General features: G+C 57.2%; 22 protein-coding genes. 1 reads left to right on the top strand and 21 read right to left on the bottom strand.

All coding sequences use genetic code 11. The features are described from left to right. Positions 1-180 precede the first annotated feature (180 nt). Positions 181-1899 carry an Rqc2 family fibronectin-binding protein gene (locus JQC72_RS02165; protein WP_205492480.1) on the top strand — a complete coding sequence of 573 codons (1719 nt, stop codon included), beginning with the start codon at positions 181-183 and terminating at the stop codon, positions 1897-1899. A gap of 44 nt (positions 1900-1943) precedes the next feature. On the opposite strand, the gene JQC72_RS02170 is transcribed toward JQC72_RS02165, so the two are convergent. The 21 genes from JQC72_RS02170 to JQC72_RS02270 form a co-directional block, all read right to left on the bottom strand. After that, the gene (locus tag JQC72_RS02170) at positions 1944-2414 is read right to left on the bottom strand and encodes a hypothetical protein (RefSeq protein ID WP_205492481.1); all 471 of its coding nucleotides are present in this window, start codon (positions 2412-2414) and stop codon (positions 1944-1946) included. A 23-nt stretch (positions 2415-2437) separates the two neighbouring features. After that, complete coding sequence (locus JQC72_RS02175; protein WP_205492482.1) at positions 2438-2962, bottom strand: HEAT repeat domain-containing protein; 525 nt, start codon at positions 2960-2962, stop codon at positions 2438-2440. Positions 2963-3266: 304 nt separating this feature from the next. After that, entirely contained in the window at positions 3267-4154 is an 888-nt protein-coding gene (fdhD, locus tag JQC72_RS02180; protein WP_205492483.1) for a formate dehydrogenase accessory sulfurtransferase FdhD, read from the bottom strand. Continuing rightward, positions 4151-4624, bottom strand: coding sequence for a helical membrane plugin domain-containing protein (locus JQC72_RS02185; RefSeq protein WP_205492484.1), 474 nt, complete (start codon positions 4622-4624; stop codon positions 4151-4153). Before JQC72_RS02185 ends, fdhD begins: the two co-directional genes overlap by 4 nt. Next, positions 4575-7565, bottom strand: coding sequence for a formate dehydrogenase subunit alpha (gene fdhF / locus JQC72_RS02190; RefSeq protein WP_205492485.1), 2991 nt, complete (start codon positions 7563-7565; stop codon positions 4575-4577). The genes JQC72_RS02185 and fdhF overlap by 50 nt, the downstream gene beginning before the upstream one ends. Before the next feature lie 17 nt (positions 7566-7582). After that, positions 7583-8362: an SDR family oxidoreductase gene (locus JQC72_RS02195; protein WP_205492486.1), complete on the bottom strand. Its 780-nt coding sequence runs from the start codon at positions 8360-8362 to the stop codon at positions 7583-7585. 119 nt (positions 8363-8481) lie between these two features. Beyond that, complete coding sequence (locus tag JQC72_RS02200; RefSeq protein WP_205492487.1) at positions 8482-8736, bottom strand: hypothetical protein; 255 nt, start codon at positions 8734-8736, stop codon at positions 8482-8484. A gap of 88 nt (positions 8737-8824) precedes the next feature. Next, positions 8825-8971, bottom strand: a complete 147-nt coding sequence (locus JQC72_RS02205; protein WP_205492488.1) for a hypothetical protein — start codon at positions 8969-8971, stop codon at positions 8825-8827. Beyond that, positions 8968-9261 (bottom strand): PadR family transcriptional regulator, encoded by a 294-nt coding sequence (locus JQC72_RS02210; protein WP_302104440.1) that lies wholly within the window; start codon positions 9259-9261, stop codon positions 8968-8970. Before JQC72_RS02210 ends, JQC72_RS02205 begins: the two co-directional genes overlap by 4 nt. A gap of 131 nt (positions 9262-9392) precedes the next feature. Beyond that, entirely contained in the window at positions 9393-9971 is a 579-nt protein-coding gene (gene pyrE / locus JQC72_RS02215; protein ID WP_205492489.1) for an orotate phosphoribosyltransferase, read from the bottom strand. Between the two features lies 1 nt (position 9972). Then, a complete protein-coding gene (gene pyrF / locus JQC72_RS02220; protein ID WP_205492490.1) occupies positions 9973-10716 on the bottom strand; it encodes an orotidine-5'-phosphate decarboxylase in 744 nt (247 codons plus the stop codon). Positions 10717-10891: 175 nt separating this feature from the next. After that, positions 10892-14116, bottom strand: a complete 3225-nt coding sequence (gene carB, locus JQC72_RS02225) for a carbamoyl-phosphate synthase large subunit (RefSeq protein WP_205492491.1) — start codon at positions 14114-14116, stop codon at positions 10892-10894. Further along, positions 14109-15209 (bottom strand): carbamoyl phosphate synthase small subunit, encoded by a 1101-nt coding sequence (locus tag JQC72_RS02230; protein ID WP_205492492.1) that lies wholly within the window; start codon positions 15207-15209, stop codon positions 14109-14111. Before JQC72_RS02230 ends, carB begins: the two co-directional genes overlap by 8 nt. Further along, entirely contained in the window at positions 15209-16558 is a 1350-nt protein-coding gene (gene pyrC, locus JQC72_RS02235; RefSeq protein WP_205492493.1) for a dihydroorotase, read from the bottom strand. The genes JQC72_RS02230 and pyrC overlap by 1 nt, the downstream gene beginning before the upstream one ends. Continuing rightward, complete coding sequence (locus tag JQC72_RS02240; RefSeq protein ID WP_205492494.1) at positions 16555-17484, bottom strand: aspartate carbamoyltransferase catalytic subunit; 930 nt, start codon at positions 17482-17484, stop codon at positions 16555-16557. The genes pyrC and JQC72_RS02240 overlap by 4 nt, the downstream gene beginning before the upstream one ends. A gap of 147 nt (positions 17485-17631) precedes the next feature. Next, on the bottom strand, positions 17632-19032 hold the full coding sequence (gene uraA / locus JQC72_RS02245) for a uracil permease (protein WP_205492495.1): 1401 nt from the start codon (positions 19030-19032) through the stop codon (positions 17632-17634). A gap of 150 nt (positions 19033-19182) precedes the next feature. After that, a complete protein-coding gene (pyrR, locus tag JQC72_RS02250; RefSeq protein WP_205492496.1) occupies positions 19183-19797 on the bottom strand; it encodes a bifunctional pyr operon transcriptional regulator/uracil phosphoribosyltransferase PyrR in 615 nt (204 codons plus the stop codon). Between the two features lie 133 nt (positions 19798-19930). After that, positions 19931-20863: an RluA family pseudouridine synthase gene (locus JQC72_RS02255; protein ID WP_205493211.1), complete on the bottom strand. Its 933-nt coding sequence runs from the start codon at positions 20861-20863 to the stop codon at positions 19931-19933. Next, positions 20856-21383 carry a signal peptidase II gene (lspA, locus tag JQC72_RS02260; protein WP_205492497.1) on the bottom strand — a complete coding sequence of 176 codons (528 nt, stop codon included), beginning with the start codon at positions 21381-21383 and terminating at the stop codon, positions 20856-20858. Before lspA ends, JQC72_RS02255 begins: the two co-directional genes overlap by 8 nt. A 644-nt stretch (positions 21384-22027) precedes the next feature. After that, the gene (locus JQC72_RS02265) at positions 22028-22726 is read right to left on the bottom strand and encodes a TraR/DksA C4-type zinc finger protein (RefSeq protein ID WP_205492498.1); all 699 of its coding nucleotides are present in this window, start codon (positions 22724-22726) and stop codon (positions 22028-22030) included. An 18-nt stretch (positions 22727-22744) separates the two neighbouring features. Then, positions 22745-23074 (bottom strand): DUF5665 domain-containing protein, encoded by a 330-nt coding sequence (locus JQC72_RS02270; RefSeq protein ID WP_205493214.1) that lies wholly within the window; start codon positions 23072-23074, stop codon positions 22745-22747. Between the last annotated feature and the right edge of the window lie 73 nt (positions 23075-23147).

Below are 23147 nucleotides of genomic sequence, written 5' to 3' on the forward strand. Positions count from 1 at the left end.
TTTGCTCAGCTCTCACAATAATAAGTGAATCTCCCAGCGTCATTTGGAGGCGACGGAGCATTTCACCCGTCTCACGCTCCAGGTTCACGGCAAATCGTATGGAGTCAGCAATACCAATCGTGATATACTGGACAAGATGCGTGCATACATACGGACCACATTTCAGGAAGGAGGGATACCATGTCGTTCGACGGCTTGGTCACCCGTGCCGCCGTTCGGGAGATGCAGATGCTGGTCGGCGGGCGGATCAACAAAATCTATCAACCGAGTGAAAACGAGTTGTTGCTGCAAGTAAGGGTACAACAACGGAATCATCTGTTGCTCATCTCGGCACACCCGTCTTATGCCCGGATTCATCTCACCCGCCATATGACGGAAAATCCCTTGGAGCCGCCAATGTTTTGCATGCTGATGCGCAAACACTGCGAAGGCGGGATCATCACCGCCATCGAACAAGTGGACATGGAGCGGATCGTTCACATCCACATCCGCGCCCGCAACGATTTGGGCGATGATGTGACCCGCCTGCTGATCGCGGAGATCATGGGTCGTCACAGCAACATCATCCTGACAGACCCGGAATCCAACCACATCATCGACGCCGTCCGCCGCGTCTCCCATGCCGTCAACCGTTACCGTCAGGTGTTGCCGGGCGTGACGTACCGGCGGCCGCCCACCCAGGACAAACATCACCCGTTAACTGCGGATGAAGCGACGTTCATCCGTTCGTTGGACTTCAACCAGGGCCGGTTGGACCGACAGATCGTCGACCGATTCGCCGGTATCAGCCCCGTGGTCGCCAAAGAGATCGTCCATCGGGCAGGGTTGGGGGAGCGGTCGCGGTTGTGGCAGGCCTTTTCCAAGGTGATGGCCGACATCCGCGAACACCGGTACCAACCCACCATCGTCGTCTCCCCCGAACAGAAGGCGTTTTTCTCCGTGGTGGCATTAACCCACCTGAAGGGAGATGCGCAAACGTTCGACAGTGTCAGTTCGTGTCTGGATGCCTTTTTCCACGGGAAAGCGGAACGGGATCGTGTCCGGCAGCAAACATTGGATCTCGTGCGCAAACTGAAAAACGAGATTGAGAAGAATGAAAAAAAAATCCAAGTGTTGGAACGGGAAATCCGGGAAGCGGAAAAGGCGGAAAATGCACGGATTTACGGGGAATTGCTCACCGCCTATATGCACCAGATTCAACGGGGAGACCGGGTGGCACGGGTGATCAACTATTACGATCCGGAAGCGCCCGAGATCGAAATTCCGCTCGATCCGCAGTTGACCCCGTCGGAAAACGCCCAGCGCTATTTCAAGCGTTACAACAAGGCGAAAGCCACACGCCAATGGAACAAAGAGCAAATGGAAAAAGCACAGCAAGACATCACTTATCTGGAGTCCGTACTGGCATTGTTGGAAAACGCCTCGTTGAAAGAAGTGGAGCAAATTCGGGAGGAACTGGAGGAAGAAGGCTGGCTGCGTCCATCGGGAAAAGGAACGCGCAAGCGGAAAAAGGAAGCACCTTCCCCGGCTGTTTATCATTCTTCTGAAGGGATTCCCATTCTCGTGGGCAAAAACAACAAACAAAACGATTATTTGACCCATCACCTCGCCTCGTCCGGGGACACATGGTTGCACACCAAGGACATCCCCGGCTCGCACGTGGTGATCCGGGCCCGAACGTTCGGCGAACAAACCTTGCACGAGGCTGCCATGCTGGCCGCTTACTTCAGCAAAGCCCGTCATTCCAGTCAAGTGCCGGTCGATTACACATTGGTCAAATACGTGCGTAAACCTTCCGGCGCCCGTCCGGGTTTTGTCATCTATGACCATCAAAAAACGCTGTATGTCACACCGGATGAATCGGTGATCCGACAACTGACGGAAAAGGCAAGGTCTTAAAACTCACCAGAAATTGCGAGTAGGAAGCTGTTTTGTCAGCAATTTCACGTCGTACCGTCGGTACGACTGTTTTTTGTGCCGGTTTTCTTCCACCATTCATCCAGTGCCCAATATCCCAACGCCAACAGGGTGGGCAGGCTGAAAACCGACTCCGCAAACAGTTCCAGGAGAGTGGGAAGCGTCACCACCCATTGAACCGATTGCCGTAAATTCCACCCCAACCAGAACATCAACAGTGCGGCGGCTCCCGTGTGGATCAGCAAGGACAACACCCACCGATGTTTCCCTGCCCGCCGGGTCAACCAATCTGACACCAACGAGACGGGCAGCGCAAACAAAAACATGACGGGGGCCACGTATATCAAATAAAAAAACGGATCATAAGGGATCATCAACACATCGGGGTCCGGCGGTTGGAATGAATGTTTCATCCAGACAATCATTTTCAATACAATCAGTGTCACAACCGTCATCACCGCTGAAACCAGCAATTTCCCCCTCCAAATCCGCTTCATCCCGTATTCTCCCTTTTTCTCTTCTACCGTTCGGAAGACTGATGCCGCATCGCTTTGAAAATGGCTTCCGCCGCGGCCAAATGAACATATTTGTCATTGCGATCATCCGCCCAGGCTTCGCGCAGCACGTACACGGCTTCCGTTTGTGACGGATCGTTCATGGTCAAGGCCCAGGCCGCCCAAAAACGTGCTTGCCGGTTGTCCGATCTGAGACACGATTGCAATGCTTCGACCGCATCAGCTCCGATTTTCATCAGCGCCAATGCCGCCGCCATGCGCGTTTCCCGGTTTTCTTCATGCAGCAGCGCGATCAGCTGCGGAACCGCTCCTCTTGCCGCGCTTCCAATCTCACCCAACGCAACCGCCGCTACCCCTCGCACCTGTTCATCCACATCCTGCAAGCCTTCCATCAGCACAGGAACCGCTGCCTCTCCTTTTTCCACCATTGCTTGAAAGGCAGGCCACATCGTATCCCGTTTTCCCAGTTGACGAACATCGCAAACGTTTGGCAACGTACGGTTTTTTTCTCTTTCATCTCCGGAATTCATCCCGTACTCCCCTTTCCTCATCACATTTTCCGAACTTTAATATATTTACGGGGAAAACCGGGTGAATCCTGCATAGCGCGTGTCTGCTCCATATCGTTTTTTTCCTTTTCCCGAATCGCTTCACCCGATTATGCAAGGAAGCAAATCATGACCACTCCGAACGGAGCAGGACGCGGGCAAAATCCGGTTTGCATAGAGAGGCCCGCGGTTCAACTTCTGCGCTTGCGTATGGATGCCAGGCCATTGCCCCCTGGGGATGACCCGACACGCCCGAATCCAGACATTTCGCTGCAAGAAGTTGTGTTTACCCGTCTGCCCGTTCCGACTCCTCCAACCATACCCGCTCCTCACCCGTATACACATTGAACGAGGCGCCACGTGCGAATCCGATCAGCGTGATGCCGAACGCACGGGCGGTATCACATGCCAATGTGGACGGTGCCGACATCGTGATGAGGATGGGCACGCCGGCAACCGCCGCCTTTTGTACGATTTCGAACCCGGCACGACTGCTCACCATCAGGATCTTCCGGTCCAGCGGACACTGCCGGTTGAGCCATGCTTGGCCGATCAGTTTGTCCACCGCATTGTGCCGACCCACGTCCTCGCGGATGGACAACAACCGTCCCTCTTCATCAAACAAGGCGGCTGCATGCAATCCGCCTGTCTGCTGAAACAGACGTTGACTCTGGCGAAACACCTCTCCCATCCGTGGCAACAGAGCGGCGCGTAACCGAATCCGCCCCTTTGCCGGAACGACACCCTGGGCACGAAGGGATGCCAGTGACGCCGTTCCGCAGACACCGCATCCCGACATGGCCGCAAAACGGCGGCGGGGCCGGTCCAGATTCGGACGGATGCCGGGACGCAAATGCACGTTCACGATGTTGTAGCGTTGTTCTTGATCCACATGGGGGTCTGTACAATAGGTGAGATGCGACACTTCGTCAGGCGAGCGCAAAATGCCCTCGGCAAACAACCATCCCGCAGCCAGTTCGAAATCATGGCCCGGGGTGCGCATCGTCACCCCGAGGGGAATCGGTTCGGGAACACCATACAGCCGGATGCGGATTTCCATCGGTTCTTCCACGATGATCCGGTCCGTCCTCGTGGAGATTTGACCTCCGGTCACACGCCGGATATGCCTGCGAGACACATTGCTTCTCGGAGGAGGAAACGGATGGAGCCTCATCTCGTTTCCTCCCCGCTTTCCTTTCCTTCTTCCGGACGCAACCTTTTGGCGAGATTCAGGAAATAACGGATGGCGGCGATCACTTCGGGATCGCGCAGGGTTTGGAGCAGTGTCCACATGCCCGGTCGCTCCGTCTCTTTTTCCGCTTCTTCCGCCGTTTTGACCGCAGACGGCAGATCGACCGCGGACAACAGGACACCCGTATGAATCAGGTTGCGCAACAAACGCTTGCCGCCCGGCGTATTCAACTGCTCCAGTGCGACGGTCAACAGCTCGTCGGTCGATGCCAAAAAAGCCTTGGCCGTTCGCAACCATCCTTTTTCGTGAAGCAAACTGATCACATCGATCAGTTCATCGACCGCCTCTTTTTGTTCAGCCCAACGGTTCAGCAATTGGACCGCTTCCGGAGACAGCTTCTCTTCAGTGGCGGGTTTCCGGTTGGAGACGATTTCTCTCGTGGGTGCGGCCATCACGGTCCCCTCCTTCCGTTCCGGGCATGCGGTAATCCGCTCTTTGCCATTTTCGTTCCACTTCCACCCCGCGTGTCGGTCGCCGGTTGGCAAAACGCGGGTTGTGCCGTGGCAACGGTTCGGTTGGCGGTTCGTCCAACACCTCCATGCGCACGGCGTATTCCTTGTACGCCGGTGTATCCGTTTCCCGGTCGGTGTCATCGCCCGTCAACAGGTTGACGGCACCATCCTCAGGGTCGTTCATGGTGAGATACAGCTCCCGTCCCCGCACACGATCCGTCACCAGCACGGGTACCCGCGCCTCACCGTAAGGGGAGGTGAGACGAACCCACATGCCATCCGTCAACCCCCGCTCCTTCGCCACTTCGGGCGACACTTCCACGAACGCGCGCGGGACCTTGGAGCGGATGCCAACGGAGCGTCCGGTCATGTTGCCTTCGTGGAAATGTTCCAACACACGACCGTTATTCAAATGCAAATCATACGACGTTTCCCGTTCGCGCGGCGGAATCCATTTCATCGGATACAGGCGCGCCTTGCCGTCCGGGAACGCAAAGCGATCGCGATACAGCAGCGGGGTGTCCGTTCCGTCCGGATGGACCGGCCATTGCAGGCTTCGGTATCCTTCCAGCCGCTCGTATGTGACCCCGGCAAACATCGGGGCCAAACGGGCCGCTTCCGCCATGATTTCCCCCGGATGCGCATACGACCAGTCAGCTCCCAACGCTCGCGCCACCATTTGGATGATTTGCCAATCCGGCAACGAATCTCCCAGAGGCTCCAGCGCCGGATACAGCCGTTGAATCCGCCGCTCGGTGTTGGTAAATGTCCCTTCCTTCTCCAAACTGGGGCTGGCGGGGAGTACGACATCCGCAAACTGCGCCGTCCGCGTCAGAAACAGATCCTGCACGATGAGAAACTCCAATTGTTCAAAAGCGCGCTGTACCCGTCGCGCATTGGCATCCACCAGGGCCATATCCTCTCCGACGATGTACATGGCTTTCAAACGGCCGTCGTGGATCGCATCCACCATCTGGTGATTGTTCCATCCCGGCCGATCCGGCAGCGAAACACCCCACGCTTCTTCATACCGCTTTCGGACCCGCTCGTCCGTCACCGGTTCATAGCCCGGAAACATATGCGGCATCGCACCGAAATCGCTGGTCCCTTGGACGTTGTTGTGCCCCCTGAGCGGATAGGCCCCCGTGCCGGGACGGCCGTAATTTCCCGTCACGAGAAGCAGATTGGAAATGGCGGTGCTGGTATCGCTGCCCCCGGTATGCTGGGTGACGCCCATCGCCCAAAGGATGCAAACGGTGTCGGCATCGCGGATCATCTCCGCCGCCCGGATCAGGTCAGACACCGCAATCCCCGTGATTTCCTCGGCAAAAGCCAGTGTAAACGGTTCCAAACTGCGCCGGTATTCCTCCAAACCGTGCACCCGCTCCGCCAAAAACGACGCATCGTGCCAGCCCTGATCCAGTATGTAGCGGGCCAGCGCCGACAACCATACGAAATCCGTCCCCGGTCGAGGTCGCAGGAACAGATCCGCCCGCTCCGCCATCTCATGCTTGCGCAGATCGGCGACAATCACCTTTTGGCCGCGCAGTTTCTGCGCCCGTTTGACCCGCGTTGCCAGTACCGGATGCGACTCGGCCGTGTTGGAACCGATGATGATGACCAAATCCGCCTGTGCGATATCCGAGATGGATCCCGAATCTCCGCCGTAACCGACCGTACGGAAAAGACCTTGCGTGGCCGGCGATTGGCAATATCGGGAGCAATTGTCCACATTGTGGGTGCCGATGACGGCACGGGCCAACTTCTGCATCAGATAGGCTTCTTCGTTGGTGCATTTGGAAGAAGCGATCAGCCCGATGGCATCCGGACCGTACCGATCACGGATTGCTCCCAGCTTCTCGCCGATCACGGCCATTGCTTCCTCCCAGTCCGCCTCCTCAAAGACGTCCCCGCGCCGGATCAACGGTCGGGTCAATCGCTCCTCGCTGTTGACAAAATCCCAACCGAACTTCCCTTTGACACACGTGGAAATGCCGTTGGCCGGGGCTTCCTCCCGCGGCTGGATCTTCAGAATGCGCCGTCCCTTGGTCCACACGTCAAAACTGCATCCCACACCACAGTAAGTACAGACGGTTTTGGTCTTGCGAATCGTTTTCTCCCGCATGGCCGCTTCCATCTCGGAAATGGCCAGGATCTGGCGGTAGCCGGGTTCCACTTCCTTGGTGATGTCGATCATATGGCGCAGGGTCTCCGGTTTGAATCCGGTCAAAAAACCCGCTTCCCCCAGCATCGATTTTTCCATCAAGGCATTGCACGGACAAACGGTGACACAATGACCGCATGAAACGCACGACGATTCATTGATCGACACGCCGTGATCCCACACCACCCGCGGGCGATCCGCCTCCCAATCGATGGACAGCGTTTCGTTCACCTGCAGATTTTGGCATGCTTCCACACAACGTCCGCACAAAATGCACTGGTTGGGATCGTAGCGGTAAAACGGGTTGCTGTCGTCAACCGGATACGGTTTCGGCCGGAACGGCTCCGACTGATGATCCACCTTCATCGCCTTGACCGCTTCATGAAGATCGCAGTTGCCGTTGTTGTTGTCGCAAACGGTACAGTACAGCTCATGGTTGACCAGGATGCGGTCCATCGCCTCTTTTTGTGCCCGTTTCACCCGATCCGACAGGGTATCGATCTTCATCCCGTCGACCAACTGCGTCGCGCAGGCGCGAACCAATTCCCCATCCACTTCGACCATGCACAGGTCGCAGGTTTGGATCGGTCCCAGACTGGGGTGGTAACACAAATGAGGAATCCGGTCACCCATCAGTTCCAGGATGGTTTGAGACGATCGCCCCGTTCTCGCCACACCGTCGCAAACCACCGTCACGTCACGATCCGTCCGGCTCATCCTGTTGTCCCTCCCCTTCAGTTTCGGATAAACCCGCCTTCGGAATGAATCACCTGTCCCGTGATCCACGCCGCCTCATCGCTGGCCAAAAATGCGATCAACCGGGCGGCATCAGCCGGTTGTCCCACGCGTCCCATCGGAAACTTGGGCAACAAGGACCGTTTCAGTTCCTCCGACATCCAACCGGTATCCGTCGGTCCGGGGTTGACCGCATTGACGGTGATCCCCTTGTGCGCCACTTCCGCAGCCAATGTCCGGGTGAGTGCTTCAATCGCGCCCTTCGTCGCAACGTAGGACAGCTCCCCCGGCATGGGTCCCAGCGACTGCCCGCTGGTCAGATTGATAATCCGTCCACCCGGTCCGCCTTTGTAACGGCGCGCAAACCCGGCGCTTAACAATGCGGTCGCCCTCACATTGACGGCATAATGGGCGTCCAGCCCCTGTGCGGTGATCGTTTCGAAGCTGTCGTTGATCGACACCGCCGCATTGTTCACGAGAATGGACGGTGCACCCAGCCGTTCGCATACCGTTTCCAAGACGCGTTCCGCCGCTTCCGGTTGGGACAAATCCACCGCAAGCGCTTCCGCGCGGACACCCAAGGCACGCAACTCCTGCAACAGCTCCTCCGGTTCCCGCTCCGTCGTCTTCTGAAACGTCATGCGATCATAAGGGGTCCAATGGGTGAAAAATACGTCTGCGCCCTTTTCGGCCAGTGCGCGGCACACCGCCGCACCGATGCCCGTTTTGCGCGTGGCACCGGTAACGACGGCAATTTTGCCCTTTAAGTTGCAGGACATGCCAATCCACCTTTCTCTTTGCAACATTCACAATCTTTATTGTATCAAAAGGCTGTTTCATCAAAAAGGCCGGTATGATCCTGGCCGTACGCTTCCCACGAAAAGGTTTGGATACACCTCTAGTCCATTTTTCTGCTCAATCCAACCGCCTTTCGCCAGTACACCCACACTTGAAACAACAACACCATTCCCAAACCGAAAAAAGCGGCTATATAAGAGGGGATTTCTCCCAACTTGACCCGATCGTTTCTCCACTCCCGGAAAATACACCCCGATCCCTTCCCCGTTGGTATGGCCAACATCAAGAGATCATACGCCTTCCACATGCAAGCGATGCCCAACAACAGCCATATCGCCATCCACCATTTTCTCATCCTCATGTTTCCTCCCGTCCATACCCGGTTGATCTCCCCGCCGATTTTCCCGGCATCCCCGAAAGCGGTCAACGCCTGACGCTCCGCTTCATCCGGCAGGTACCCCCTTTTCCCTGTATTCCTCATACAGCAGGGTCAAATGGTCAAGCAGCTCTTCCTCCAGTTCCTTCCGCTGACGGGGATTGCATTGAACCTTTCGGAGCAGCTCGGTGACACGACGATGGATGTCGTTCATGAGTGCACCTCCCGAGATACCTGGAGAATGAGCCGGCGAAGGAAATGCCATCTCTCCAGCTTTCGCGTCAACGCTTTTCTCCCATCCTCAGTGACGGAGTAGTATCGCCTTCGCTTTCCTCCGTCCGTCTCTTTCCACTTTGATGTGAGCCACCCCTTGTTCTCGAGACGCTTCAACGCCGGATACAACGTGCCTTCTCCCATCTCGTACAAATCCCGGCTTTGCTGCCGGATTCGCTTGGCCATCTCATAACCGTACATCTCTCTGTAAGCCAACAGGGACAAAATCAAGATGTATTATCATCGTCCATGGTGTTCCTTCATTCCCTCGTGATCCTTTCGTCTTAACACTTTATACATCGTATTACAAGGTATGGTGGGGGAAAAAAGGGGAGAACATCCATGTCCTCCCTTTTTCCTCCTCATCTCGCCTTTACTGTGCGGCTGCCCGGTTTCACCGCCGGGATCCCCTCTTTGCACAACGGGCATTCCGCCGGATTGTAGCTGGGGATCTCATACGGCAGCAACGCCCGATACGGCACGTCAAACGGGGCACGGCCACCACTGCGGTCCACGATGGAGCCGATCCCGATCACACGTCCGCCCGCCGCCTGAACGAGACGCACCACTTCCATCACCGATCCGCCCGTGGTCACTACGTCTTCGACGATGAGAACACGCTCGCCGGGCTGGATAGTGAAGCCGCGACGCAGGCTCATCTCCCCGTTTTGACGTTCGGCGAACAGACACCGCACCCCGAGTGCCCGCGCCACCTCATGGGCAATGATCACACCGCCCAACGCCGGACCGACCACCAGATCCACCTTGTCGTCCCGGAACCGATCAGCCAGTGCCCGTCCCGCCTGTTCGGCCTCCGCCGGGTGTTGCAACAGTTGTGCGCATTGCATGTATTGGGCACTGTGACGGCCGGAGGACAGAAGGAAATGCCCTTCTTTCAACACGCCCGTCCGCTGAATGGCTTCACGTACATCCCACGCCATTTCATATCCTCCTCACTTTTGTGATGTCCTGTTGGATCTGTTCGTATGCGTGCACCGGATCATCCGCCCGCAATATGGCCCGGCCCACCACCAAATAGTCGGCACCGTTTTGTACTGCCTGCTCCGGCGTCATGATCCGTTTCTGGTCATCGGATGCCACCCCATGCGGCCGGATGCCGGGCACCACCGCGATTCCTTCCGTTCCCGCATTTCGCATGGCCCGTTTGACCATCGGCACTTCCCAACCGGAACAAATCACCCCGTGCAAACCCGCTTGGGCCGCCAGTTCCGCATAACGCCGGACGCAGTCCTCCACCGTGCCCGGAATGCCGATCTCCTCATTCATCGTCCGCTGGTCAGTGGAAGTGAGTTGGGTGACGCCGACCAACCGCATGGTGTCCGCTCCGGCCGCAGCCGCCGCTTCCCGCGCCGCGGCCATCATGGAGACGCCGCCCCCCGCATGGAGGGTGAGCATATCCACTCCCAGGCTGGCGACGGATTTCACGGCATGATAAACAGTATGGGGAATATCGTGCAATTTCAGGTCGAGAAACACCGGATACCCTCGCTCTTTCAAGCTGGTCACCCATGCGGGGCCCGTGGCGTAAAACAGCTGCATCCCCACTTTGAGAAACGGCCGTTTCTCTTGCGGCCACCGCGCCAGGAACGATTCGGCCGCAGCCTGCGTCGGCAAGTCCAGTGCGATCATGATGGTGGGGTCAGTTAGAGCGGTTGAACTGGTCATCGAATGTCTCCTTTCCATCTCTTCGCCTTTGTGGGGAAATCTGATATCTCCGGGTGAGCCGGTTTCCTCTCGCTCCCGTTTTTGATTCGTGCAAATCGCTTGTGTGAAACCGGCCACCCTTCATCCTGAAACCATGCCCCTTTCAAGTTTCGTTCACATCAAACGATCCCACTTTTTATCCCGCCAGCACACCCCATTTTTTCTGTCCCGACACCGGCTGACCGATCGGGTCCGCGGTCAGGTAGATCGATTCCAGCGTGGTGAGGAGCGCTTCCACCGTATCCAGCGATGTGAGGCAGGCGATACCGTGTTCCACCGCTTCCCGCCGGATGCGGAACCCGTCACGCTGCGGCGTTTTGCCGCGCGTCCACGTGTTGACGACCAAATCGGCTTCGCCCCGGCGGATCAGATCGACGATGTGCGGCGAGCCTTCCTTGATCTTGTTCACCCGCGTGACGGGCAAACCTTCCCGCTCCAGCATGTCCGCCGTGCCGTGTGTGGCCACCACCCGGTATCCCAGGTCGGAGAAACGGCGGATCAACGGGAGCGCCTCCTCCTTGTCCTTGTCGCTGATGGTGACAACGACCGTACCAAATTGCGGCAGCGAAATGCCGGCGGCCAACAACCCCTTGTAGATGGCGCGTGCAGGGTCTCGATCACGCCCCATCACTTCGCCGGTCGATTTCATCTCGGGTCCCAGCGTCACATCGACGCGCCGCAGTTTGGCGAAGGAGAAGACCGGCACCTTGACGGCCACCTCTCCGGTCTCCGGCCACAATCCGCTCGGGTATCCTTGATCGGCCAGCGATTCACCCAACATGACGCGTGTGGCCACCTGCGCCATCGGGATGCCCGTCACTTTGCTCAGGAATGGTACCGTTCGCGAAGCGCGCGGGTTGACTTCCAGCACATAGAGATCGTCTTGGTGCAGAACAAACTGGATGTTGACCAGTCCGCGAATCTGAAGTGCACGGGCAATCCGGGTGGTGATCTCGATCAGGCGCTCTTTTTGCGATGCGGTGATCGATTGGGCCGGATAGATGGCGATCGAGTCACCGGAGTGAACTCCCGCCCGTTCGATATGCTCCATGATACCGGGGATCAGGACCGATTTCCCGTCGGCGATGGCGTCCACTTCCAGCTCTTTCCCCCGGAGGTAACGGTCCATCAGCACCGGATGTTCCGGGTTGACTTTGACCGCTTCCGACATGTAGGAAACGAGTTCTTTCTCGCTGTACACGATTTCCATCGCCCGACCGCCCAGCACATACGAGGGCCGCACCAACATGGGAAAGCCGATCTCTTTCGCTTTTTCCATCGCTTCCTCCGTGGAGGTGACGGCAAAACCCTGCGGTTGCGGCACGCCGATGGACGCCAGCAATTGCTCGCATTTTTCCCGGTCTTCAGCCCGGTCGATCTCCGACAGTGACGTTCCCAGGATCGGAACCCCCGCCTTTTCCAGATGGCGCGCCAGGTTGAGTGCCGTTTGTCCGCCGAATTGGACGATGACGCCCATCGGTTGCTCTTTGTCGATGACATGTAACACGTCTTCTATGTGCAGCGGTTCAAAGTACAAGCGATCGGAGATGTTGAAGTCGGTGGAGACCGTTTCCGGGTTGTTGTTCAGGATCACCGCCTCGATCCCCGCTTCACGCAGCGCTTTGATGGCGTGCACCGTGGCATAGTCGAACTCGACGCCTTGCCCGATGCGGATCGGCCCGGAACCGAGTACCAAAACCGACCGTTTGCCGTTCAGCACCACTTCGTCTTCCTGTTCGTAGGTAGAGTAATAGTACGGTGTTTCGGCCGTAAATTCGGCCGCGCAGGTATCCACCATCTTGTACACCGGCAGAATCCCCCACTCCTTGCGGAGCCTGCGCACTTCCTCCGTCTGCATCCCGCACCAGCGGGCCAATGTCCGGTCGGTCCAGCCCATCCGCTTGGCGTTCCGCAATGTCTCCTCATCCAGCGAGCCGCGCTCGCGCACTTCCCGTTCGAAACGGATCAGGTTTTCGATTTTTTGCAGGAAAAACCGGTCGATGCGCGTCAGTTCCGCCGCTTGCTCCAACCCGTAACCGCGGCGCAACCATTCCGCCAGGAGGAACAATCGCTCATCATCCGGTTGGGTCAACCGTTCTTCCAACTGTTCGCGGGTCAGGTGAGCCGCACTTGGCAACTCCAGATCTTCCATGCCGATTTCAAGCGAACGGACCGCTTTGAGCAGAGACTCCTCCACTGTACGGCCAATGGCCATCACTTCGCCCGTCGCTTTCATCTGCGTGCCCAGCTTCCGGTTGGCAGAGGTGAATTTGTCAAAGGGCCAACGCGGGATTTTACAGACCACATAGTCCAACGTCGGTTCGAAACAGGCGTAAGTTTGCCCGGTGACCGGGTTTTTCAGCTCGTCCAGCGTGTAGCCGATGGCGATCTTGGCTGCAATCTGGGCGATCGGATAACCGGTTGCTTTGGATGCGAGTGCGCTGGAGCGGCTGACACGCGGGTTCACTTCAATCACGTAATATTGGAAGCTGTGCGGATCGAGGGCAAACTGCACGTTGCACCCGCCGCGAATGTCCAGTGCCCGGATGATGTTGAGCGCGGACGACCGCAACATCTGTACCTCACGGTCGGCCAGTGTAAGCGTGGGCGCAAACACGATGCTGTCACCGGTGTGGACGCCGACAGGATCGAAGTTTTCCATGTTGCAGACGACGATGCTGTGGTCGGCCGCGTCACGCATCACTTCATACTCGATCTCCTTGTAGCCGGCGATACTCTTTTCGATCAGGCACTGGTGAATGGGGCTGTAGCGCAGTCCGTTTTCGACGATTTCCCGCAGTTCCGCTTCCGAACGGGCGATCCCGCCTCCCGTGCCGCCCAGTGTATACGCCGGCCGCACGATCACCGGGTAGCCGGTCTCACCGGCGAAACGGACCGCTTCTTCCACCGAGTGAACGATTTCGCTTTCCGGCACCGGTTCGCCGATCTTCTTCATCAATGCCCGGAACTGTTCCCGGTCTTCCGCACACGTGATCGCGTGCAGTTCCGTTCCCAACAGACGGACACCCTCTTTTTCCAATACGCCCCGCCTGGCCAGTTCGACCGCCATGTTCAATCCGGTCTGTCCGCCCAAAGTCGGCAACAGCCCGTCCGGACGCTCTTTGCGAATCACCTGGATCAGGAATTCGGGGGTGATCGGTTCGATGTACACCTTGTCCGCCATTTCCGTGTCGGTCATGATCGTCGCCGGGTTGGAGTTGACCAGCACCACTTCCAACCCTTCCTCTTTCAGCGCACGGCACGCTTGTGTTCCCGCGTAGTCGAACTCCGCCGCCTGACCGATGACGATCGGACCGGAACCGATGACGAGGATTTTTTTCAGGCTGGGATCTTTAGGCATATTGCATACCCTCCTTGATCGCACGTTGGCGGTGGGTCTCCATCAAGTCGAGGAACTGGTCGAACAGGTAATTGGGATCGACCGGTCCGGGCGCCGCTTCCGGGTGGTATTGCACCGAAAATGCCGGGAATGACGTGTGGCGCAACCCTTCCACCGTTCCGTCGTTCAACGCGATGTGCGTCACTTCCAAGCCGGTGCCCGCCAGCGATTCGGCACGCACGGTGTAGCCGTGGTTTTGCGAGGTGATAACCGTTTTCCCGGTAACCAGTTCCTTCACCGGATGGTTGCAACCCCGATGGCCAAACTTCATCTTGACCGTATCCGCGCCGCAGGCCAACGCCAGCAATTGGTGTCCCAGGCAAATGCCGAAGATCGGATAACGACCCAACAGGCGGCGAACGGTCTCCACCGCCTCCGGCACATCTTTGGGATCACCGGGTCCGTTGGAGAGCAAAATGCCGTCCGGGTGGAAACGGTCGATTTCTTCGGCCGTCGTGTTCCACGGGACCACGACCACGTCGCAGTTTCGCCGCACCAATTCCCGCTGGATGCCGTATTTCGCACCGAAGTCCATCAGTACGACCCGTTTTCCGTAACCGGGAACCGTATAAATGCTTTTGGTGCTCACCTGGGCCACCTGGTCGCGACGCAGTGGCACATTCAGCCGTTCCATCAACACTTCGATCGGCTCATTCCCGGTGGTGATCAGTCCTTTCATCGTGCCGTGCACGCGGATCTTGCGAGTGAGCATCCGGGTATCCACGCCGGCAATCCCGATGATGCCCCATTCTTTCAACCAATCGTCAATCCGTGTCTCGCACCGCCAATTACTGGGGTGTTCCGCGTGTTCCCGCACGATAAACCCCCGGACAAACGGACGCAGGGTTTCCATGTCGTCCCGATTGATCCCGTAATTGCCGATCAACGGAAACGTCATCGTTACGATCTGCCCGCAGTACGAGGGATCGGTCAACACTTCCTGGTATCCGCTCATGCCGGTGGTAAACACCACTTCACCCGTCGTCTCGCCCGTGGCGCCGAAGGAGACCCCTTCCATCCATGTCCCGTCTTCCAGCAATAACCGTGCTTTCATCAGTATCCCTCCACTTCGCAGGTTGCTGACAAAACCTTCGTGCCGGATTCGGGAGATTGTACCGATCGGACCGACTCGCGCCACGTCACACGTCCCTGCACCATGGTCAAAACCGGCCATCCTTTGGCCCTCCACCCGGCAAACGGCGTATTTTTTCCTTTGGAGATGAAGGCATCCGGATCAATCGTCCGTTCTTCGTCCAAGTCGATCACGGTGATGTCCGCCGTTTGTCCTTCAGCCAGCCGTCCCCAAGGCAAACCGAACAATTCCGCCGGTCGGCGCGTCAGTTTCTCCACCAGTTGCATCAAGGTCAGATGACCGGTCAACACCAGCCGGGTATACAGCAGCGGAAATGCCGTTTCCAACCCGACGATCCCGAACGGCGCCTGCCGGATTCCCATTTCCTTTTCTTGCGCCGTGTGTGGAGCGTGGTCGGTGGCGATGATGTCGATCGTACCGTCTTTCAGCGCCTCCAGCAGTGCGGCCCTGTCTTCGGCGGAGCGCAGAGGAGGATTCATTTTGTACATCGGGTCCGGCCCCGGAATGTCTTCATCGCTCAGGAGCAGATGGTGCGGCGTCACTTCCGCCGTTACGCGCAACCCTTTCTGTTTGGCCAGCCGGACGAGATCGACCGATGTCTTGGCACTGATGTGGCACACGTGGTAATGGACCTCCGTTTCCTCGGCCAAGACGATATCGCGGGCGACATGCACCGCTTCGGCTGATCCGGGGATGCCGGGTAGACCGTGACTGGCAGCGAAGATTCCGTCATGGACGCAACCGCCCTTGGCCAGTGAATTGTCTTCGCAATGGGCGACAATGGGCAGGTCCAACTCACTGGCCCACGCCATCGCCCTTTTCATCATGCGGGCGCTCTGCACGCCCACACCGTCGTCGGACAAGGCGATCGCACCCGCTTCCTTCAAAGCGGCAAAGTCGGTCAACTCCTCACCCAGCTCCCGTTTGGTAATCGCGGCGATGGGCAGGACACGCACCCGTCCTTCCCGTTCCGCCGTCTCGCGGATACGGGCGATCACTTCGGGGGTATCCGCCACCGGCCGCGTGTTGGGCATGCAGGCCACCGTCGTGAAGCCGCCTCTGGCCGCCGCGGCTGTTCCCGTCGCGATCGTTTCCTTATGTTCGAATCCCGGTTCGCGCAAATGGACATGCATGTCGATCAATCCGGGCACAATCAGTCGTCCGGCCACATCGACCGTCTCCGCACCCGCCTCCGGCAAATCCCGACCGATGGCCGCAATCACGCCGTTTTCAATCCGCACGTCCGCCGGAACCGTCTCCCCCGTTTTCTCATCCAAGATCCGTCCGTTTTTCAGTAGGATGTGGTTCATCCCCTGTTTCCTCCTTCCAATACGCGTTCCAACACCGCCATGCGAACCCATACACCGTTTTTCATCTGCTCAAACACCTTGGAGCGCGGATGCTCCACCAGCTCGTCCGCCAACTCCACATCCCGGTTGACCGGTCCGGGGTGCAGGATGACCGCATGATCCCGCATGCGTGCAAACCGCTCCAACGTCAGCCCGTAATGCTGATGATACGCTTCCGCAGTGGTAAACAACCGTTCGCGGTGCCTCTCCAGTTGCACCCGGAGCATCATCACGGCATCTGCCTGCGCAATCGCTTCGTCGATCGGCAGATACGGCGCGTAATCCTCCAAATCTCGCGCACGCATCGTTTCCGGCCCGCTGAACACCACCTCAGCCCCCATCGTGGTCAGCGACCACAGATTGGAACGCGCCACCCGGCTGTGCCGCAGATCGCCGATGATGGCCACACGCAGTCCGTTCAGGTCGCCGAAGTGTTTGTGCAAGGTGTACAGATCGAGCAGTGCCTGTGTCGGATGGGCGTTGTGGCCGTCTCCGGCGTTGACCAAGCAAACACCGCTGTCTTGTTTGGCCATTTCTTCCGCGATCCCGGACTGGCTGTGACGGATCACCGCCACTTCCACTCCGATGGCGGCCAGGGTTTTCAACGTGTCCGCCAACGTTTCCCCCTTGACGGTGCTGGAAGTGTCTTCCGATACATTCAACACTTCCAATCCCAACCGTTTCTCCGCCACCTCAAAAGAAAAACGCGTCCGCGTACTCGGTTCAAAAAACAGGTTGGCGGCGAACCGCCCGAGATAACGCGGCGGTACCATCCCCTGTTGGTCCTCGTAAAAACGAGCCCGTTCCAAAATGGCCATCAACTCGCTTCGGGACAATCCGTTGGTGTCGATCAGATTGGTATCGTTGGATCGAACGGCGATGTTCATCCTGCTCCCTCCCCGTGTGATATAAAAAGGCTCCTCCCAAACGGATGGGAGGAGCCCACCAACCCCGCACCCCGTCCAAAAGGGTGCAGATCGGCTATGCCGCTCCTTCCCAGCCTCACGGGACTGGATTAAAGGAACCTTTATCTTTTACCCGATCTGACCGGAAACCGGTCGATTGACCGCCGGTTCACCTTGGGATTGATCCGATTCTTCCGGTCGCTCGCCGCCCTTGGGCAGCACCAGATTGAGGAACATCCCGACCAGCGTCGCCAACGCCATTCCTTCGATCTCCAGATGGATGCCCACCAGTTTCAGTGCGGCGCCGCCGACACCGATCACCAGCACTACCGATGCGATTACCAGGTTGCGCCGATCATTGAAGTCGACACCGTTTTCCACCAGCATCCGCAAGCCGGCCGAAGCGATGATGCCGAACAGGAGGATGGAGACGCCGCCCATCACCGCCGGCGGAACAGTGGAAATCAGCGCGGACAGTTTCCCGATGAAGGAAAACGCCATCGCAAACACAGCCGCACCGCCGATCACCCATACGCTGAAGATGCGCGTGATCGCCATTACCCCGATGTTTTCCCCGTAGGTGGTGCTCGGCGGCCCGCCGATCATTGCGGCGATCGAAGTGGCTACGCCGTCACCCAGCAGAGACCGGTGCAATCCCGGATTTTTCGCCAAATCCCGGTTCATGATGCTGGAGGTCACCATCAGGTGACCAATATGCTCGGTCAGGGTCACCAGTGTTACCGGGACGATGACAAATGCCGCTTTCCACGAGACGGTCGGTGTGTGGAAATCCGGAAGTGCGAACCAACTGGCTTGTTTGACGGGTGTCAAGTCGACCAGTCCGGCGATATACGCCACGATATAGCCGCCCGCGATCCCCACCAGCACCGGGATCAGATTGAGGAACCCCCGGAACACCAAGCTGGCCAGAATCGCAATCGCCAACGTCGCCATTGCCACACCGAAGTGTTTGAGCGAGTATACTTTCAGTGTCACCGTACCCGCCTGCGGGTCCACACTTTCCACTTTCCCCGGCAGGGCGGACAATGCCTGCGCGGTTGTGGGCACTTCCTGAACCACTTTCGTCGTGCTGGCCATATCAACAGCCACACCGGCCAGGGCCAATCCGATCACGATAATGATCGAACCGATCACGACCGGGGGCAGCAAGCGATCCAGCCAGCCGACTCCGTATTTGGAAACAGCCAATGCAACCACACCGTACACCAAACCGGACAGAAAGCATCCGAACAATGCCGCTCCCACGCCTTCGGCTTTGGTCACGGTGATGATCGGAACGATAAATGCGAAAGATGAGCCGAGATAGGCGGGGATTTTTCCTTTCGTGACGATAAGGTAAGCGATCGTGCCGATTCCGCTCGACAACAGTGCCACGGACGGTTCCAGCCCCGTCAACAGCGGCACGAGAATGGTTGCGCCGAACATCGCAAACAGGTGTTGCAGACTGAGCGCCAGCCATTTGAGTGCCTGGGGACGTTCGTGTACATCCAACACCATGTTCCGTTTCATCCATTTCTCCTCCTTTTGCCCGATAAAAAAACCTCTTTGCCTAGCCGGCAAAGAGGTTACGCGCCCCATGCGCACACGAATGGCACCGCCTCCCCTTGCCGGCCTCACGGGACCGTCTTTAAAGGGTGGATCTGATTTTGTTCCTGTTCTTCATTGATCCTGCCGTTTTCGAATTTCCACCGCGTCGATTCCGTCGGACTCCTTGAGCAAAACCGCTACCAGTTCGCTCTGGGAAGTGGGGACGTTTTTCCCGACATAATCCGGCCGGATCGGCAATTCGCGGTGGCCTCGGTCGATCAGAACCGCCAGTTGGATCATACGCGGACGACCCATGTCGATCAGGGCGTCCATCGCCGCGCGGACAGTCCGTCCGGTATAGAGTACGTCATCGACAAGAATCACCTTTTTGCCGTGAATCTTCACCGGGATCTCGGAACCCCGCACTTCCGGCTGCTCCGCTTTTTCAGTCAAATCATCCCGGTAGAGGGTGATGTCCAACTCCCCTACAGGAACGCTGACTCCTTCGATTTGCTGAATCCGCTCGCCCAAACGCCGAGCCAAAAAGATGCCCCGCGTCCGGATTCCGACCAGCACCGTATTCTCAACGCCTTTGTTCCGTTCCAGAATCTCGTGTGCGATCCGGGTCAATGCTCGCCGAATCGCCGCTTCATCCAAAATGGTTTTCGCTTCGATGGCGAATCCCTCCTTGGCACAAAAAAAGCTTCTCACCCGGGCCGGGCAAGAAGCGCCATTGGCGGAAATCATTCCTTCACGTAACAGGGATCATGAGTCCGTTGATTGGTTGCCGCGCCCTTGCCAGCCTCACGGGACTGGATTTAAAAGGCCTATGGTGTTCGCTCGTATTATGAACGATCACACTGCAAAAGTCAATCCCATTTCAATGATTTTCCGCACGAAGTAAGCTGATCAATTTTTCCATATCCTCCGGCAGCTCCGCTTCCAAACGAATCCGCTGACCGGTACGGGGATGGTCGAAGCCCAACACTTTGGCGTGCAGGGCTTGTCCCTGAATCGGATACCGGTTCTTTTTCGGTCCGTAAACCGGATCTCCGATCAACGGGTGGCCGATGGAAGCCATATGTACCCGGATTTGATGGGTACGCCCCGTCTCCAGCTTGCATTCGATCAATGCGGCATGTCGCCAGTGTTCCAGTACTGCAAAATGGGTGACGGCCGGCTTGCCGTTCTTGTGGTTGATCGCCATTTTTTTGCGGTCATGCGGGTCCCGTCCGATCGGTGCGTCAACCGTTCCCCGGCTGTGCGGAATGTTGCCGTGTACAACGGCGAGATAAATGCGGTCCACACTGTGCGCCTTCAACTGCGCCGCCAGCGATTGATGGGCCATGTCGTTCTTGGCCACCATCAAAAGACCCGACGTATCTTTGTCGATGCGATGAACGATACCCGGGCGCGCCACGCCTCCAATCCCGGACAGGTCCCGACAGTGGGCCAGCAGTGCGTTCACCAGCGTACCCGAGGTGTTGCCCGGCGCCGGGTGAACCACCATGCCCCGCGGTTTGTTCACGACGATGACATCTTCATCCTCATACCGCACATCCAGCGGAATCGGTTCCGGTTCCACCGCCAACTCCTCTACCGGCGGGACGGAGACGATCACCTCGTCTCCCGCCTCCAGTCGGTAATTGGCTTTCACCGTTCGTCCGTTGACCGTGACCCGCCCTTCTTTGATCCATGTTTGTACCGCAGAGCGGGACCAGTCGTCATCCAATGAAGTAACCGCCTTGTCGATCCGCTCCCCTTCAGCTGATTCATCCGCCCGCCATACGATGCGGGATTCTTCCTCAATCATCGGTCGCACTCGCTTTCGCCGCCGGTTCTTCCGAGTCGTGCGCCGGCTGACGGAACGTGTCGATCATCAACAGAATGACACCGATGACGATGGCGGAATCAGCCACATTGAAGATGGGGTAATGAATCAACCGAAAATCGAAAAAGTCGATGACTTCCCCGAGTCGTACCCGATCCAGCAAATTGCCGGTGGCTCCTCCCAGAATGAGGGCGAACGACCACGCAGCCCCGGATCGCTCCCTGCCCAAACGATGCAAATACACCAGCAAAAAAGCAATGACAACCAACGTAACAGTGATAAACAACCACTGCTGGTTTTGCAGGATGCCAAACGCCGCTCCGCGGTTGCGATGAGATGTGATGTAAAATACCCCTTGAATCAGGGGAATGGATTCATATAGTGACATTTTGGTCGCAACCAACCATTTGGTCAGTTGGTCGATCACCAACACGGTTAACGCGATCACGTAGTACCATACCACTGACTGTTTTCCTCCTGTCCCTTCACGCGTCCATGCCATGCCTGCATCTTCCATTGATTGTAGCACAGCGGAATGGGCGGACACAATGACAGGGATTTGAACGAACACGGGGCAAAAAGCGAAACACCAAACCAACGCAGTGAAAGCCTTCAAAAGCACGGAATGAAACAGTGACTGATCGGTGAATGAGACTGCTGACATCGTGTATCTTTTCATGTTTTCCCAAGCGAGCGACAAGACTCATGCCCAATCGAGGAAAGCGCGAGGATGGCGTCACCGGACCATTTTCTCCTGAGCGAAGCATCCTTTACAGAAAAAGCCGCCTGATAGCCCACGGCGCCCATAGGAAGTACCCTTGGGGTATTTCAATCGTGGGATGACAGGCGGCGTTGCTCGGTGCCCCCTGAAGAAGGCGCTTGGAGCAACATACCCGAAACAGAAATGGACTGAGGGCATTAACCACTCAAGAATCCCACGGAGACCATAGGGAGTGCCTGTGGTACTTTAGCCGTGTGGAGTGTCAATTGCGCCCGTATGCAGGTTGTGAAGCGGCTTTTCGCTTTCCGAAAGGGCGACAGGCAGAGGGGCATAATACACGCGATATTGACCGGCCCTTTCTTGGTTGCTACGGAACTTGAAACAGGTTATCGGAGCCCGCGGGCTTGGTCAGCAACCTGATCCTATCATTTTTTCCGTCGTTTTTCCCGTGACGCTTCTGCACGGTCATATGCTTCGTTGTGTGTGATGTCCGTAATCGCTTCGGTATTGCCATGTGCGTCCGTAATCGTGAACCCTTCGAAGTCGTCAATATAGCCCCGTTTTTCATCGTGATCGATCGTCAACTCATTGTAGTTCTTACCTTCGCGGAAATAGTCCGGTGGGTTGGATGTGCCGTATTGTTCCACTTCCTGCCATGCGTCCTCGGCATCATAAGCGGTTCTTTCCTCATCCCCGTCGTTAAAATGCTCACCAAATGGCGGATGAATCACTTGCTCTTCTACCGGCCGGCGTCGGGAAACATGTCCACCCGGTTGATGTTCCTTGCAATAGACGGTGGCGGGTACCGCTTCCAGCCGCTCGTAGGGAATGGGTTTCCCGCAGACGACGCATCGACCATACGTACCTTCTTCCATGCGCAATAATGCCAGCTCGATTTCCTCCAATTGGTGTTCGGCGGCCTCATTCAACGCCAGATCCTTTTCCCGTTCGTACAGCTCCGTGCCGATATCGGCGGGATGATTGTCATAGCCCGACAATTCACCGATGGAATCGTTCATCCCTCGTGCCATCCCGAAATGATCATTTCCTGCCAGCCGTTCCTCCAAACGCCGTTTTTCCTCCAGCAATTGCGCCCGCAAAGCGGACTGTTGTGCTTCCGTCATGGAGATGATGCCTCCTTCTCAATATGTGGGCCGGTTTAAATCCAGTTGTGCCTGGACGATTTTCACGATTTCCGCGACAAAATTGCCGATGACAGGGAGGTTCAGTGCCCCGATTCTTTGCAGGGCATACACGATGAATGAAGCGAACAGGGTAAATCCGATCGCAATCCCGACGCCGCGTGCGATGCCGGTTACGATGTTAATGACGACCAAACGGAACGGATGATTCAATAACTGTACATATTCCGCGATCTCACTTGCCTCCAGCCGACGGGCGAGGGTTTTCAACTGTTTGTCGATCCGCTCGAACCAATGGCGGTTTCCCTGAACGCGTTCGCCCACATTCATCCCCCCGAACCACTTTTCCAATAGCTTCTCCATGACGTCAACTGTTGTTGCATACAAAAAAATGGCGATACCA

The sequence above is a fragment of the Polycladomyces zharkentensis genome (assembly GCF_016938855.1).
Taxonomy (GTDB): domain Bacteria; phylum Bacillota; class Bacilli; order Thermoactinomycetales; family JIR-001; genus Polycladomyces; species Polycladomyces zharkentensis.